17 protein-coding genes are annotated in these 13,842 nt (G+C 50.2%); 4 read left to right on the top strand and 13 right to left on the bottom strand.

All coding sequences use genetic code 11. The features are described 5' to 3' along the window. Positions 1-34 precede the first annotated feature (34 nt). From KCG55_RS02435 to KCG55_RS02400, 8 genes are all read right to left on the bottom strand, one after another. Positions 35-1,036, bottom strand: coding sequence for a hypothetical protein (locus KCG55_RS02435; RefSeq protein ID WP_188209381.1), 1,002 nt, complete (start codon positions 1,034-1,036; stop codon positions 35-37). A gap of 73 nt (positions 1,037-1,109) precedes the next feature. Further along, the gene (fabD, locus tag KCG55_RS02430) at positions 1,110-2,036 is read right to left on the bottom strand and encodes an ACP S-malonyltransferase (protein ID WP_254323289.1); all 927 of its coding nucleotides are present in this window, start codon (positions 2,034-2,036) and stop codon (positions 1,110-1,112) included. 9 nt (positions 2,037-2,045) lie between these two features. Further along, positions 2,046-2,393 (bottom strand): DUF1294 domain-containing protein, encoded by a 348-nt coding sequence (locus KCG55_RS02425; protein ID WP_254323288.1) that lies wholly within the window; start codon positions 2,391-2,393, stop codon positions 2,046-2,048. A 51-nt stretch (positions 2,394-2,444) separates the two neighbouring features. Next, positions 2,445-3,407, bottom strand: coding sequence for a beta-ketoacyl-ACP synthase III (locus tag KCG55_RS02420; protein WP_254323287.1), 963 nt, complete (start codon positions 3,405-3,407; stop codon positions 2,445-2,447). 152 nt (positions 3,408-3,559) lie between these two features. Then, on the bottom strand, positions 3,560-4,621 hold the full coding sequence (plsX, locus tag KCG55_RS02415; protein ID WP_254323286.1) for a phosphate acyltransferase PlsX: 1,062 nt from the start codon (positions 4,619-4,621) through the stop codon (positions 3,560-3,562). Positions 4,622-4,743: 122 nt separating this feature from the next. Further along, positions 4,744-5,268, bottom strand: coding sequence for a phosphoribosyltransferase (locus tag KCG55_RS02410; protein ID WP_254323285.1), 525 nt, complete (start codon positions 5,266-5,268; stop codon positions 4,744-4,746). Positions 5,269-5,360: 92 nt separating this feature from the next. Further along, a complete protein-coding gene (rpmF, locus tag KCG55_RS02405; RefSeq protein WP_003751054.1) occupies positions 5,361-5,540 on the bottom strand; it encodes a 50S ribosomal protein L32 in 180 nt (59 codons plus the stop codon). A gap of 33 nt (positions 5,541-5,573) precedes the next feature. Further along, a complete protein-coding gene (locus tag KCG55_RS02400) occupies positions 5,574-6,077 on the bottom strand; it encodes a YceD family protein (protein WP_004520416.1) in 504 nt (167 codons plus the stop codon). Between the two features lie 55 nt (positions 6,078-6,132). On the opposite strand from KCG55_RS02400, the gene KCG55_RS02395 reads away from it, so the two are divergent. Beyond that, a complete protein-coding gene (locus tag KCG55_RS02395; protein ID WP_254323284.1) occupies positions 6,133-6,723 on the top strand; it encodes a Maf family protein in 591 nt (196 codons plus the stop codon). A 54-nt stretch (positions 6,724-6,777) separates the two neighbouring features. Then, positions 6,778-7,488, top strand: a complete 711-nt coding sequence (locus KCG55_RS02390; protein WP_254323283.1) for an SAM-dependent methyltransferase — start codon at positions 6,778-6,780, stop codon at positions 7,486-7,488. Between the two features lie 102 nt (positions 7,489-7,590). Here the strand turns inward: KCG55_RS02390 and yidC are convergent, their stop codons facing one another. The 4 genes from yidC to rpmH all read right to left on the bottom strand — a co-directional run bounded on the left by yidC (position 7,591) and on the right by rpmH (position 10,052). Next, a complete protein-coding gene (gene yidC, locus KCG55_RS02385; protein WP_254323282.1) occupies positions 7,591-9,237 on the bottom strand; it encodes a membrane protein insertase YidC in 1,647 nt (548 codons plus the stop codon). Between the two features lie 118 nt (positions 9,238-9,355). Next, positions 9,356-9,577, bottom strand: coding sequence for a membrane protein insertion efficiency factor YidD (gene yidD / locus KCG55_RS02380; RefSeq protein WP_003682178.1), 222 nt, complete (start codon positions 9,575-9,577; stop codon positions 9,356-9,358). Then, positions 9,574-9,915: a ribonuclease P protein component gene (gene rnpA, locus KCG55_RS02375; RefSeq protein ID WP_254323281.1), complete on the bottom strand. Its 342-nt coding sequence runs from the start codon at positions 9,913-9,915 to the stop codon at positions 9,574-9,576. The genes yidD and rnpA overlap by 4 nt, the downstream gene beginning before the upstream one ends. Positions 9,916-9,917: 2 nt before the next feature. Continuing rightward, positions 9,918-10,052 (bottom strand): 50S ribosomal protein L34, encoded by a 135-nt coding sequence (rpmH, locus tag KCG55_RS02370; RefSeq protein ID WP_002214728.1) that lies wholly within the window; start codon positions 10,050-10,052, stop codon positions 9,918-9,920. A 319-nt stretch (positions 10,053-10,371) separates the two neighbouring features. Between rpmH and dnaA the strand changes: the two genes are divergently transcribed. After that, a complete protein-coding gene (dnaA, locus tag KCG55_RS02365; protein WP_254323280.1) occupies positions 10,372-11,937 on the top strand; it encodes a chromosomal replication initiator protein DnaA in 1,566 nt (521 codons plus the stop codon). 106 nt (positions 11,938-12,043) lie between these two features. Continuing rightward, positions 12,044-13,147 carry a DNA polymerase III subunit beta gene (gene dnaN / locus KCG55_RS02360; protein WP_254323279.1) on the top strand — a complete coding sequence of 368 codons (1,104 nt, stop codon included), beginning with the start codon at positions 12,044-12,046 and terminating at the stop codon, positions 13,145-13,147. Between the two features lie 139 nt (positions 13,148-13,286). Here dnaN and KCG55_RS02355 read toward each other — a convergent pair whose 3' ends face one another. Then, a complete protein-coding gene (locus KCG55_RS02355; RefSeq protein WP_049328541.1) occupies positions 13,287-13,649 on the bottom strand; it encodes a DUF7606 domain-containing protein in 363 nt (120 codons plus the stop codon). Between the last annotated feature and the right edge of the window lie 193 nt (positions 13,650-13,842).

Here is a 13,842-nt window from a genome sequence, read left to right as displayed (position 1 = left end):
TGTCAGGCAGGTATATTTGCCATAGGCAATAAGGTTAATCAATGCCGAGCAGGCGGTTTAGCCATTGTGTAAACGAATAATAGGCTTTGATTTCAGGGGCAGGTTGCTGATACGGACCTGCCAAAAATTCAGGCAATGCGTCTAAATTACCGCCGTCCCATACGAACACGCGGTCTGGGTGGTATAGGTCGGTTTCCAAGATATGTTTGTTGGTGGTAATCAGTTTTTTATCGAAACGCAATGCATCGAAGATACGGAATGATAAGCCGTAATGTTCGAATTGTGCAAAATCGACGACCGCACCGCAACTTTGCACTTGGCTGAGGTTTTCTTCAAAGCTGAGGATACTGCTGCGGTCGAGATAGCGGATGCCATTGTGTCCGAAGGCTTTTTCAGCCCTGTCGTCTTTGCAGTAGATATGAAAATCCAAGGGTAGGTTGAGGCGTTCGGTTTCTTGGATAAAGCGTTTGGTTTGCTCTTCGCGTCTAAGTTCGTAGCCGCCTAAAAAGTAGAGTTTGTTGGTGGGTGTATATTCCGCCACGGGAAAGTCAAAGTAAAAATTGGTGGTGGCTTTGAAATGGCATTGTGGATATTTTTGAATATCGTCGGGGTCGAAAACCCAGCATTGGTCAAAATAATCCAAATATTCAATAATATCTGGGAAGCGGCCTACGCCATCCCATTGATAGTTCACACAAACATTGCTGTGTTCGCGGATGGTGGCGATAATTTCTTTGGGGTAAATATTGGCGCGGATGCAGAGCGCATAATCGGCTTTTTTGCCGTTTAGCAAGGCCAATTTTTGCTGAATGTCGTCGAGGTGGCGGCTGTATTTGAGGTATTTTTTATAGTTGCCGTCTTTGGTGATGTGTTTGTGGTAGAGGTTTTTGAGTCTGCTGCCCAAGTTCGGATAATAGGAATCTCGGTCGTCATAGCACAGATTAATGACATCAAAACCAAGAAAACGCAGATTTTTTTCGATACATTGATCCAGTCCGTACATGTAGGGAACGGCAAGAATAATGGTTTTTTTCATAATGTATTCGGATTGGAGTGGGCTAATTTTTCAGACGGCCTTGCCTGACAGGATAAGGCCGTCTGAAAACGTTTTAGTGAGCTTCGATAAATGCAGCCACTTGGTCGGCATTGGTCAATGCGCTGCACGCGGCTTCTTTGTTGATGCGTTTGGCGAGACCTGCGAGGACTTTGCCGGGGCCGCATTCGGCTGATTCGGTGATACCTTCGGAAACAAGCGCGTTGACGGTTTCTGTCCAGCGCACCGGGCTGTACAGTTGGCGTACCAAGGCATCTTTGATTTTGTCGGCATCATCGTAAGAGGCAACATCGGCGTTATGGATGACACGGATTTGAGGTTGTTTGATTGTGATGTCTTTCAATGCTTCGGCAAGTTTTTCCGCTGCAGGCTTCATGAGGCTGCAATGTGAAGGAACGGAAACGGGCAGCGGCAGGGCGCGTTTGGCTCCGGCTTCTTTGGCGGCGGCCATGGCGCGTTCGACTGCGGCGGTATTGCCGGCAATCACGACTTGGCCTGGGGAGTTGAAGTTGACGGCTTCAACGACTTCGCCTTGTGCAGCTTCGGCACAAATGGCTTTTACTTGTTCATCTTCCAAACCCAAAATGGCGGCCATTGCGCCTACGCCTTGCGGTACGGCAGATTGCATGAGTTCGGCTCGCAGGCGGACCAGTTTGACCGCGTCTGCGAAATCCAATGCGCCGGCGGCGACGAGGGCGGTGTATTCGCCGAGGCTGTGGCCTGCAACGACGGAAGGGATTTTACCGCCGGCTTCCAAGTAGGCGCGGTAGGTGGCAATGCCGGCAGCCAGCATGATGGGCTGGGTGTTGACGGTTTGCCCGATTAATTCGGCATCTTCGCCGTTAATCATTGCCCACAGGTCTTGACCCAATACGGCGGAAGCTTCGTCAAATGTGGCTTTAACGATGGCTTGCTCGGCAAAGCCGTTCATCATGCCTAGGCTTTGTGAGCCTTGTCCGGGGAAGAAGAATGCGAAAGACATGGTAATTCCTTATTGGTTTGAATGTTTGAGGGTGTCTGCCAGCAGAAGGAGGGTAGCGACAGTATTGGTTGCGGCGGTCAGCCGGAAGGTGCGGACAAATCCGGGTTTGCTGGTTTTGTGTCTGAATGCGAGGCTGCCGCAATAACCGCCCGGCCAGCCGCCAAACAGGTTGAGCAGGTGTAATTTTGCTTCGGGTATGCGTCTGCCGTGGTTGCGTGCGCGCTGTTTGTCTAGGTAGTAAAGCAGGAAAACGTATGCACTCAGTGCGAGATAGGCGATTGCCAGTTTGGGCAATACCATAAACGTTACGCCTAAAAATAAGATGCTGATGCAGAGTGCAAATGTTAGGGATTTCATGGGTTGTGGCAGAAGAAGCCGTCTGAAAGGGATGTTCAGACGGCCCAATCGTTAGTACTTCACCAAAACCGCACCCCAGGCAAAACCGCCGCCGATGCCTTCGAGCAAGAGGTTTTGTCCGCGTTTGATTTGGCCGTTTTTAATACCGACATCCAGTGCCAGCGGAATGGAGGCGGCGGAAGTGTTGCCGTGGTCTTGGACGGTCAAGATCACTTTGTCCATGCTCAAGCCCAAGTGTTTGGCGGTAGAGTCGATAATGCGCTTGTTGGCTTGGTGCGGCACAATCCAATCGATTTGATCGGCGGTGTAACCGGCTTCTTCGATGACGTCATCTGCAATTTTTGCCAGCATTTTGACGGCAAACTTGAATACGCCGGGGCCGTCCATGCTGATGTAGGGCGAACCGCAAATCTGGCCGTTGGCGATTTGTCCCGGGACGTTCAAAAGGTTGAGGTAGTTGCCGTCGGCTTTGAGTTTGCTGTGGATGATGCCCGGTTCGTCAGATGCGCTTAAGACAACCGCCCCCGCACCGTCACCAAAGAGAACGCAGGTGGTGCGGTCGTTCCAATCGACGATGCGGCTGAAGGTTTCCGCGCCGATGACCAAAGCGTTTTTCGCCATGCCGCTTTTGATGTAGGCATTGGCAGTGGTCAGGGCATACATAAAACCGGCGCACACGGCTTGTACGTCGAAGGCAGGGCAGCCGTTGGCAATGCCCAATTTTTGCTGCACGATGGTTGCCGTAGAAGGGAACTGCATATCGGGAGTGGCTGTGGCGACGATAATCAGGTCGATATCGTCAGCCTGCAAATTGGCATCTGCCAAGGCGCGGCGCGCTGACTCGGCGGCCAAATCGCTGGTTTTTTCGCTGTCGTCTGCAATATGGCGAAATTTGATACCTGTACGCGTGGTAATCCACTCGTCGGAAGTGTCCACTTTTTTGGCAAGGTCGTCATTGCTGACGCGGTTGGCAGGAAGGTAGCTGCCTGTACCGGAAATTTTAGCATATTGCATGAGAACGGCCTTTTTAGAGAATTGATTCAGATAGTCGGGTATTGTAAGCGAAAATGGGAAAATTCCCAATATTAAGAATGAAGCCGGTAATTAAAGATAAAAACAGGCCGTCTGAACATTTTGAGGTTTCAGACGGCCTGTGTATATCAGCCTTAAGCTTCCGTTGCTGGAGTAGCAGTTTCTAGTTCTGCTTTGGCGGCTTCCAAAGCGGCCAACTGGGTGGCTACGCCTTGTTCGATTTGAGCGAGGCCGGCAGATTTGGCTTCGTGATAGGCTTCTTCCAAAGCATAACGGAAGCCGACTTCGTCGGTTCCGCCGTGGCTCTTAATCACGATACCGCGTAAGCCAAGCAGGATGGCGCCGTTAAATTTGCGCGGATCCAATTTGCCTTTCAAACCTTTGAGCGCGGGCAGGGCGGCAATGGCGGCAAGTTTGTTGAACAGAGTGCTTTGGAATTCACGGCGGATGGCGCCGCTCATGAATTTAACCGCGCCTTCGATGGTTTTGAGCATAACGTTGCCAACAAACCCATCAGCGACAACGACATCGGCTTCGCCATACAAAACGCTGTTGCTTTCGATATTGCCGATAAAGTTGAGTTTGCTGCTGCTCAACAGTTTAAAGGCTTGTTTGACGGCATCCGTACCCTTGATGTCTTCTGTACCGACGTTCAAAAGGGCGACGCGCGGGCTGCCTTTTTCGGGGTGTAACGCGTGTACCAGCTCGCTGCCGATGATGGCAAATTGAACCAGTTGTTCGGGTGTGCAATCGACATTTGCACCCAAATCCAAAGCCAGGGTAACGTGTTCGCTATCGGAAGGCAGGAATTTGGCGATGGCAGGGCGCTCAATGCCGGGAATGGTTTTGAGGACGAATCGGGCGGTCGCCATCAGTGCGCCGGTATTGCCTGCCGATACGGCGGCTTGCGCATTGCCTTCTTTGACTTGGTTGATGGCGATGCGCATGGATGATTCTTTTTTGTTTTTCAGCGCGGATTGAGGCGCTTCATCCATTTCGACGACTTGCGCTGCATGGCAGACGGTAATGCGGTCCATAGGCGCGCCTGCCAAGCTTAATGCTTGGCGGACTGCTGCTTCATCTCCGACCATAATCAGATGTACATCGGATTGCTGTTTCAGGAAATCCACTGCACCGGGGACGGTCATCGCAAGGCCTGCATCTCCGCCCATGGCATCTACGGCCAGTGTAATCATGTTGTTCTCCGGTTTGTGTGTTTCAGACGGCCTCAAATAATCGGACAAGCACTCTCATCTGATTTTCAGGAAATTGAATTGAAAATCAGATGAAAAGGCTTGTTGCGACGGTCGTACCAAATTTATTGGTTTTGCGCGGCCAATTTGTTGTGTTCGTCAATGTCCAGCGCGTCCCAAGGATAGTTGATCCACCAGTCTTCAACGGTAATGCCGCTGAAATAAGGGATACCTTCAGGAATTTTACCGGCTTTGGCTTTGATTTTTTCATGCAATACTGCCACGCCGACAGTGCCGAAATCTTCTTTCAACAATTCGTTCAGGCAGAATTCCATGGTAACGCGGCTGTCGTCCACTTCGTCAACGACCAGTACGTTTTTGCCTTTCAGGGCATCTGGAATGGGATCAAGCCATTGGACTTTTTTCACTTCCTCGGTAACTTGACCTTCGTTATCACTGTCGTAGTAGGCTGTGGTGACGGCGTAAATCGGAATTTCCAAGAAGCAGCGCAACATGCGGGCAGGGATAAAACCGCCGCCGCCAATGGCAATCATGGCATCGTATTTGGTGCCGGAGTTTTGGATTTTTTCCGCCAATCCTTTGATTACGCGGTGAATGTCGTCGTAGGTGTACCAGATTTTACGTTTCATGGTGTGCTTCCGAAGAGGAAAATACAGGGTGCAATGCAAAAAAGCCAGTCATTGCATGGCAATATTCTGGCTTTTTCAGTCAGACGAACGGATTATTCGCCTTTAGCTTTTACCACTTTACGGCCACGGTACATACCGTTTGGGGAAATGTGGTGTGGACGATGCACTTCGCCGGTTGTGCTGTCAACAGACAGAGAAGGCGCAGTCAGAGCGTCGTGTGAACGGTGCATACCGCGTTTAGAAGGGGATTTTTTGTTTTGTTGAACGGCCATTTCAAGCTCCTAGATAAATAAACTGTGTCCTAATTAACTGCTTTTCAAACCTGCTAAAACAGCGAAGGGGTTTGGTTTGTCCCGATTGACTTCGTCCAGTGTTCCATTGTTGCCGCAGTCTTCGTGTCGAGGGGAGAAAGGGAGCGACATCAGGATTTGGTCTTCAACCAGAGTCCGCACGTCAAGCTCTTTTTCGAGCAGCATGCCTTCCAATTCTTCATCGGCAAGCATGGCTTCGTCCAAACTCTCTTCATCGGCAAACAGGACGATACGGCTGGTTTCATCGAGTAGAAACGGCATGGGCGTAATGCAACGCTGGCAAATCAGGGGCATGTCGGCTTTGACGTTTAAATCGAGAAACAGACGTTGCAACCGGTCGCGACCGCCTTGCAGCGTAAACGACACACGTGTCTGTTTGTCGGCCGGATAATCGTGCGAACTGACTCGTTCATCCAATTCTTCGAGCAGGAAGCTGCCTTGCAGATTCTGCCCTTCGGCGGCGAAAACTTCTGGGTCAATCAAATTAGGGTATGACATAAACGGAGTATGATATAATTTCGGCGGTCTAACGTCAATGTTTTTAAGTAAAAATATGGAAGTAAAACTGCCTTTGGTTTTAGGGTCGAGTTCGGTTTTCCGCTGCGGACAGCTTCGCCGTTTGGGTATCGATTTTCAGACGGCATCGCCTGATTTTGACGAAACGCCTATTGCGGGCGAGCATGCGAGCGAAACGGCGCTGCGTTTGGCGGAAGGCAAAGCCCGTTCATTGGCGGCAACTTTCCCTGCCGCGCTGATTATCGGTGCAGACCAAGTCGCATGGTGCGAAGGACGGCAGTTGGGTAAGCCGATGAACGTCGCAAATGCACAACAGATGCTGGCGGACTTGAGCGGAAAACGGATTGAATTTTACAGTGCAATCGTGCTTTTGAATACTGCTACGGGCAAGGTTCAGCATCATGTCGATCATACGGTGGTTGCCATGCGCCAGTTGACGCAGGAACAAATCAGCCGATATTTGGAACGCGAGCCGGATGCGGTTTATTGTGCCGGCGCAGCGAAGAGCGAGGGTTTGGGCGCCGCTTTGTTGGAGTGGATTGAAAGTACGGACCCGCATGCTTTGATCGGTCTTCCGATTTTCCGTCTGATTGATTTTTTGAAAAACGAAGGTGTGGAAGTTTTATAGTTTGAGGCCGTCTGAATGTGTTCAGACGGCCTGAGATTTTTTGGAGTTGCAAGAATGAAACCGGTTTTGTATTTGATTCCAACCCCTTTGGGTGCGCCTGATACGCCATGCCTGTTGCCGCATGAACAACAGGCGATTGTCGGGCTGACGGATTTTGTTGTGGAGGCGGAAAAAACAGCGCGTGCACATTTGAAACATTTGGGTGTGACTACGCCTATCCGCGAGCTGAATCTGCAAACGCTGAATGAACACACGGATTTGAAGACTTTGCCGGAATTGCTGAAACCTTTGCAAGAAGGGCGCAGTATGGGCATTGTCAGCGAGGCGGGTTGTCCGGCTGTTGCCGATCCGGGCGCGAATTTAGTGGCGTTGGCGCATAAACACGGCTTTGAAGTACGGCCTTTGATCGGCCCGTCCAGTTTGTTGCTGGCGCTGATGGCTTCGGGTGCGAATGGGCAGAACTTTGCATTTAAGGGTTATCTGCCGTCTGAAAAAAATGAGCGGATTCAGGGTTTGAAGGCTTTGGAGCAACGTTCGCGCCAGCAGAATGAAACGCAGCTGTTTATCGAAACGCCGTATCGTAACGATGCGTTGTTGGCTGATGCAGTAGAAAACCTGCACCCTGAAACGCGCTTATGTGTGGCTACGGACTTGACCTTGCCGACACAGGAAATCATCAGCCAGACGATTGCGCAGTGGCGAAAAAGAAAAGAAATGCCGAATTTGAAGAAACGCCCGACGATTTTTGTGTTGCATGCCGCTTAAAAGCTTAAAACTGGATTGGGTTCAATCTCAAACTGTATTTGTTTGAGGAAATAAAAAAGGCCGTCTGAACAACAGACGGCCTTTGTGTTGCCTAAGCTTTTATCAAGAAACGACTTCGCCTTGGGCGCGTTGTTTTTCGATGCTGCGGTTGATGTGCCATTGTTGGGCGATGGTCAAGAGGTTGTTGACTACCCAGTACAGAACCAAGCCGGCAGGGAAGAAGAAGAACATGATGGAGAAAACCAAAGGCATGATTTTCATCATTTTCGCCTGCATAGGGTCGGTTGACGGCGGATTCAGATAAGTTTGTGCAAACATGGTTGCCGCCATAATCAAAGGCAGGATGTAGAAAGGATCCGGACGGCTCAAGTCGGTAATCCAACCCAACCAAGGCGCTTGGCGCAATTCTACGGAAGCGAACAATGCCCAGTACAGACCGATGAAGACGGGGATTTGCAACAGCATAGGCAGACAGCCGCCCAGCGGGTTGATTTTCTCGTCTTTATAAAGCTGCATCATGGCTTGTTGTTGCGCCATGCGGTCATCGCCGTATTTCTCTTTGATGGCTTGCAATTTAGGTGCAGCGGCACGCATTTTTGCCATAGAGCGGTAAGAGGCGTTGGTCAATGGATACAGTACGGCTTTGACGATGATGGTCAAAACGATGATTGCCCAGCCCCAGTTGCCGATGATGTTGTGCAGTTGGTTCAAGAGCCAGAAGAGTGGGGAGGCGAACCAGTGTACTTTGCCGTAGTCTTTGGCCAGTTGCAGTTTGTCGGCGATGTTGGCGATAACGGAAGTGGCCTGCGGACCGGCATACAGATTGATGGCGGTTTCGGCTTTTGCGCCGGCTTGGATGGTAGCTAAAGGCACGCTGACGCTTGCACTGTACAGGTTGTCGTTGCGACGTTTGATGTCGATGTTGCATTCGCCTGCAGTGCATACGCTTTGACCGTCTTTAGGCTGCAAAATCCAAGTGGACATGAAGTGGTGTTCAATCATGCCAAGCCAGCCGGTCGGGGTTTTGCGGATGTATTCGGCTTCGGATTTGCTGGATTTGGCATCGTCGTCCAAATCAGAGAAGCTGACTTTTTGGAAGCCGCCTTCAGGGGTGTAAACCACCGGGCCGACGTAAGAGCGGGTGAAGTAGCCTTGGCCTTCAGGTTCGCTGTGGTCGCGAACGATGCGGTAGTCTGCACTTAGGTTGACGGGTTGGCCGTTGCTGTTGGTAATGTCAAAGCGGACGTTGACCAAGTAGCTGCCTTTGGTAAAAGTATAAACTTTGTCGATTTTCAGGCCGTTGGTTTCAGGTGCGCTCAGGCGGACTTCAACTTTGTCGCCTTCCAAACTGTATTGTTTTTGTGGAGCGGTAAAGCTGATGCCTTTCAGAACATTGTTGCCTTGTGCGTCCAAAAGCTCAGATTGGGCGACGTAGGTGTATTCCTTGCCGTCGTTAAACAGAACGAAAGGTTTGTGTTCGTCGCCGGTTGCTTTGTATTGCAAGAGGGTCAGTTGACGCAGGTCGCCGCTTTTCTCATCGATGACGGCTTTAACCGTGTCTGTGGTAACGGTAATGGGAGAAGCCGGGGCAAGTGCGGCTTCAGCAGCGGCTTTTGCCGGAGCAGCGGCCGTTTGCTGTTGCGCGGCTTGTTGCGCCGGATTAGGTTTGGGGCTGGGGAAAAAATGTTCCCAGCCGGCAAAGATTGCCACTGAAATGGCAAAAAACGCCATTAGTCTTTTAAAATCCATAAGAGATTCCTGGAATTGACGGATAGGTAATCGAGATGAAAACTGCTTCAGACGGCATTATATAGAAACCGACGGGAAATTAAAGGAAATCGTGTTCTTTAAATGGTTGACAGCAGCATTATGGAACAGGGTCATGTCCGTGTCCGCCGAAAGGATGGCATCGTGCGATGCGTTTGATTGCCAGCCATCCGCCTTTGAATGCGCCGTATTTTTTGACGGCTTCGACTGCGTATTGTGAACAGGTCGGGGTATAGCGGCAGCGCGGCGGAATGAGGGGGCTGATGCAGTATTGGTAAAAGCGGATGAGTGCAAGGAGGAGCTTGGAAAGCAGGGTATTCATCGGCGTTTTTTCATCAGCTGGGCAAGTTGGTCTCGGGCTTCCGGGGCAGTTTCCCGATTAAACGCCTGACGCACGCGCACAACAAAATCATGCGGCGGCAGCTGGTGTTGATTCAGCCGGAACCAGTCGCGGATGACGCGCTTCATGTAATTGCGGTCATGGGCGCGTTTGGCGGTCTTTTTGCTGACGATCAAACCAAGGCGCGGATGGCCGAGCGCGTTGTCTGCGGACTGGGAGACTTGCAGCAAATCGCGGCTGCGTCGGTTTTTCAACGCAAAAACGGATGAAAAATCATCCGTTTTTAATAAGCGATACTGCTTCGAGAAGCCGTAATTCAAAATTATACAGCCAGGCGTTTGCGGCCTTTGGCGCGACGGGCAGCCAATACTGCGCGACCACCGCGGGTTTTGGAGCGAACCAAGAAGCCGTGGGTGCGTTTGCGTTTGGTAACGGAAGGTTGATAAGTGCGTTTCATGATGTTTCCTAAAAATTGGTAGATAATTAAACCGTGAATTACACTCCAATTTGCTGCTTTTGTCAATCAATATAAAAACTTTTCGTTGGCCAAAGTGTGACAACGGGTTTTATGCATTGATAGAATTTGTGGATAAAATTTTGCGGCGGTTGTGGATAAAAAAGAGCGGAATGGGTATAATCGCCCAACCTTGCTTTTCTCTGTGCGCAAGGCCGTCTGAAAGCAGTAGGAGTATCGTAAGAATTTGATTTTTATCGGATTGTCTGGCTGCTCTGCCTTTTTGTATTTCCCAAATCTTCCATTTTCCGAGCTTAATCTCATGACGTTAGCTGAATTTTGGCCGCTGTGCCTTCGCCGCCTTCACGAAATGTTGCCTGCCGGGCAGTTTGCGCAATGGATTGCGCCTTTGACCGTGGGCGAAGAAAACGGCGTATGGGTGGTGTATGGTAAAAACCAATTTGCCTGCAATATGCTCAAAAGCCAGTTTGCCGCCAAAATTGATGCCGTGCGTGCCGAGTTGGTGCCTCAGCAGGCTGCTTTCGCGTTTAAGCCGGGCGTAGGTACGCATTATGAAATGGCGGCTCAGGCTGTTGCGCCGGTGCAAGTGCAAGAAGTCATTGAAGTTGAAGAATTTGTAGAGCCTGTTCAAATGCCTTTGCAAACTGCTGCAATGGAAGAAGATAGGCCGTCTGAAACGGTTTCCAAACCTGCCGCTGCCATGACGGCTGCCGAGATTTTGGCGCAACGAATGAAAAACCTGCCGCATGAGCCTCAAGTGCAAACTGCTGCTCCGGCTGAGTCTAAAGCAGTTACCAAAGCCAAAATCGACGCGCAACACGATGCGGAAGAAGCACGCTACGAACAGACCAATCTGTCGCGTGACTATACATTTGAAACTTTGGTAGAAGGTAAGGGTAACCGCCTTGCCGCCGCAGCCGCCCAAGCGATTGCTGAAAATCCGGGGCAGGGCTACAACCCGTTTTTCTTATACGGCAGTACCGGTTTGGGTAAAACCCACTTGGTGCAAGCCATCGGCAACGAATTGCTGAAAAACCGTCCTGATGCCAAAGTGCGCTATATGCACTCGGACGACTATATCCGCAGCTTTATGAAGGCTGTGCGCAACAACACTTATGATGTGTTCAAGCAACAATACAAACAGTATGACCTGCTGATTATCGACGATATTCAGTTCATCAAAGGCAAAGACCGTACGATGGAAGAATTCTTCTATCTGTACAACCATTTCCACAACGAGAAAAAACAATTGATCCTGACGTGCGACGTATTGCCTGCCAAAATTGAAGGTATGGATGACCGTCTCAAGTCCCGTTTCTCATGGGGTTTAACTTTGGAGCTCGAACCGCCCGAATTGGAAATGCGCGTGGCGATTTTGCAGAAAAAGGCAGAAGCGGCCGGTATCAGTATCGAAGACGAAGCCGCTTTGTTTATTGCCAATCTGATCCGCTCCAATGTGCGTGAGCTGGAAGGCGCGTTCAACCGCGTCAGCGCCAGCAGCCGTTTTATGAACCGTCCTGTCATCGATATGGATTTGGCGCGTACGGCTTTGCAGGATATTATTGCCGAAAAACACAAAGTCATTACCGCCGATATCATCATCGATGCGACAGCAAAATACTACCGTATTAAAATCAGCGATATATTGGGCAAAAAACGCACGCGCAATATTGCCCGTCCGCGCCAAGTTGCCATGAGCCTGACCAAAGAGCTGACCACGCTCAGCCTGCCTTCTATCGGTGATGCCTTTGGCGGTCGTGACCACACGACTGTGATGCACGGTGTCAAAGCGGTGGCGAAACTGCGCGAAGAAGATCCCGAATTGGCGCAAGACTATGAAAAACTGCTGATTCTGATTCAGAACTGACCCAATGCAATATTCAGACGGCCTGATGTCAATATGAGGCCGTCTGAAAACAAAAAATATTTTAAAATATCCAAATCAACCGATTTCAAATTCAAAGGAATGGAACATGCTGATTTTACAAGCCGACCGCGACAGTCTGCTCAAGCCGTTGCAAGCCGTTACCGGTATTGTCGAACGTCGCCATACTCTGCCGATTTTGTCCAATGTGTTGCTGGAAAGCAAAGAAGGACAAACCAAACTTTTGGCAACTGACTTGGAAATCCAAATCAATACCGCCGGCCCTGAAAGTCAGGCAGGCGATTTCCGCATTACGACCAACGCTAAAAAATTCCAAGACATCCTGCGCGCCCTGCCTGACAGTGCGCTGGTGTCACTGGATTGGGCGGACAACCGTTTGACTCTGCGCGCGGGCAAATCCCGCTTTGCCCTGCAAACCCTGCCGGCCGAAGACTTTCCATTGATGAACGTTGGTAGCGACGTCAGCGCGACTTTCTCGCTGACTCAAGAAACCTTCAAAACCATGCTTTCGCAAGTGCAATACAGCATGGCGGTTCAAGATATCCGCTATTACCTTAACGGCTTGCTGATGCAGGTTGAAGGAAACCAACTGCGCCTTGTTGCAACCGACGGCCACCGCCTTGCTTATGCGGCCAGCCAAATTGAAGCAGAACTGCCGAAAACGGAAGTGATCCTGCCACGTAAAACGGTATTGGAACTCTTCAAGCTGTTGAACAATCCGTCCGAGTCCATCACCGTTGAGCTTTTGGACAATCAAGTACGCTTCCAATGCAATGGCACGACCATTGTCAGCAAAGTCATCGACGGCAAGTTCCCTGACTTTAACCGCGTGATTCCTTTGGATAACGACAAGATTTTCCTCGTATCCCGTACCCAGCTTTTGGGTGCGCTCGAGCGTGCCGCCATTCTTGCCAATGAAAAATTCCGCGGCGCGCGACTGTTCCTGCAGCCTGGTTTGCTGAGTGTCGTATGTAGCAACAACGAGCAGGAAGAAGCGCGTGAAGAGCTGGAAATTGCTTACCAAGGCGGAGAACTCGAAGTTGGTTTCAACATCGGCTACCTGATGGATGTGTTGCGTAATATCCACTCCGATGATATGCAGCTTGCTTTCGGCGATGCCAACCGTTCAACGCTGTTTACCGTGCCGAATAATCCGAACTTCAAATACATCGTGATGCCGATGCGTATTTAATTGGTGTGTGAAGAAACAAAAAGAGCGTGTACGGTACACGCTCTTTTTATAGGCTTGAATCAAAAGGCCGTCTGAAAATTGTTTTTCAGACGGCCTTTCTATCAAACCGGGATGATTCGGTTAAATAGGAAAACTGGGATTAACGTGGACGTGGTTCGCAGTTTTTCACCAGGAATGAGCCGTTAGGGGCGTTCACGCCAACTACTTCAGAAGTAGTGTGGGTGTTTTTGTCGATGAAACCGGCAGACATTGTATAGCCGCGGCGGTTGGTGAAAGTAGTGCCAGTGCTGTCAGAACGTTTTTTGTCGACAACCAAAGAGGCTTTTTTGCCACCGGCGTTTACGTCGGCAGTAACTGCACGGCCGCTACGGTCAAAGCCGTACATCACGTTCAGTGATTTGCCACCGTCACAACTGTAAGAAACGAAGCCGGCAGGTGCAGCGGCAGCGGAGAAGGAAACAGTAGCCAATGCGGCTGCAGTGATAACAGAAAGTAATTTCATGATCTAAGCTCCATATGAGGGTTGTGTGTTATCTTGCAAAGTGAGAAAGGGTTTCCGTTTGCAGATGAAGCGTATTTTAGGCGTTTTGTCGGTAGTGGCAATTAGGTAAATTGCAAAACAGTGTTTACTTATGGTTACCCGATTGTTTATTAATAGAAAGTTGTTTGTGATTTGGTGTTGCAAAGTGGTGATG

The sequence above is a fragment of the Neisseria subflava genome (assembly GCF_024205745.1).
Taxonomy (GTDB): Bacteria; Pseudomonadota; Gammaproteobacteria; order Burkholderiales; family Neisseriaceae; genus Neisseria; species Neisseria flavescens_B.
This window is presented reverse-complemented; position numbering and strand designations above follow the sequence as displayed.

Excerpts from the sequence above, each read along its gene's own strand:
- plsX (WP_254323286.1), bottom strand. The coding sequence starts at position 4,621 with ATGATTACACTGGCCGTAGATGCCATGGGCGGAGATGCAGGCCTTGCG.
- KCG55_RS02395 (WP_254323284.1), top strand. The coding sequence starts at position 6,133 with ATGGAAGTAAAACTGCCTTTGGTTTTAGGGTCGAGTTCGGTTTTCCGC.
- KCG55_RS02355 (WP_049328541.1), bottom strand. The coding sequence starts at position 13,649 with ATGAAATTACTTTCTGTTATCACTGCAGCCGCATTGGCTACTGTTTCC.
- KCG55_RS02425 (WP_254323288.1), bottom strand. The coding sequence starts at position 2,393 with ATGAAATCCCTAACATTTGCACTCTGCATCAGCATCTTATTTTTAGGC.
- yidC (WP_254323282.1), bottom strand. The coding sequence starts at position 9,237 with ATGGATTTTAAAAGACTAATGGCGTTTTTTGCCATTTCAGTGGCAATC.
- KCG55_RS02390 (WP_254323283.1), top strand. The coding sequence starts at position 6,778 with ATGAAACCGGTTTTGTATTTGATTCCAACCCCTTTGGGTGCGCCTGAT.
- yidD (WP_003682178.1), bottom strand. The coding sequence starts at position 9,577 with ATGAATACCCTGCTTTCCAAGCTCCTCCTTGCACTCATCCGCTTTTAC.
- KCG55_RS02420 (WP_254323287.1), bottom strand. The coding sequence starts at position 3,407 with ATGCAATATGCTAAAATTTCCGGTACAGGCAGCTACCTTCCTGCCAAC.
- KCG55_RS02435 (WP_188209381.1), bottom strand. The coding sequence starts at position 1,036 with ATGAAAAAAACCATTATTCTTGCCGTTCCCTACATGTACGGACTGGAT.
- fabD (WP_254323289.1), bottom strand. The coding sequence starts at position 2,036 with ATGTCTTTCGCATTCTTCTTCCCCGGACAAGGCTCACAAAGCCTAGGC.
- rpmH (WP_002214728.1), bottom strand. The coding sequence starts at position 10,052 with ATGAAACGCACTTATCAACCTTCCGTTACCAAACGCAAACGCACCCAC.
- dnaN (WP_254323279.1), top strand. The coding sequence starts at position 12,044 with ATGCTGATTTTACAAGCCGACCGCGACAGTCTGCTCAAGCCGTTGCAA.
- KCG55_RS02410 (WP_254323285.1), bottom strand. The coding sequence starts at position 5,268 with ATGAAACGTAAAATCTGGTACACCTACGACGACATTCACCGCGTAATC.
- rpmF (WP_003751054.1), bottom strand. The coding sequence starts at position 5,540 with ATGGCCGTTCAACAAAACAAAAAATCCCCTTCTAAACGCGGTATGCAC.
- dnaA (WP_254323280.1), top strand. The coding sequence starts at position 10,372 with ATGACGTTAGCTGAATTTTGGCCGCTGTGCCTTCGCCGCCTTCACGAA.
- KCG55_RS02400 (WP_004520416.1), bottom strand. The coding sequence starts at position 6,077 with ATGTCATACCCTAATTTGATTGACCCAGAAGTTTTCGCCGCCGAAGGG.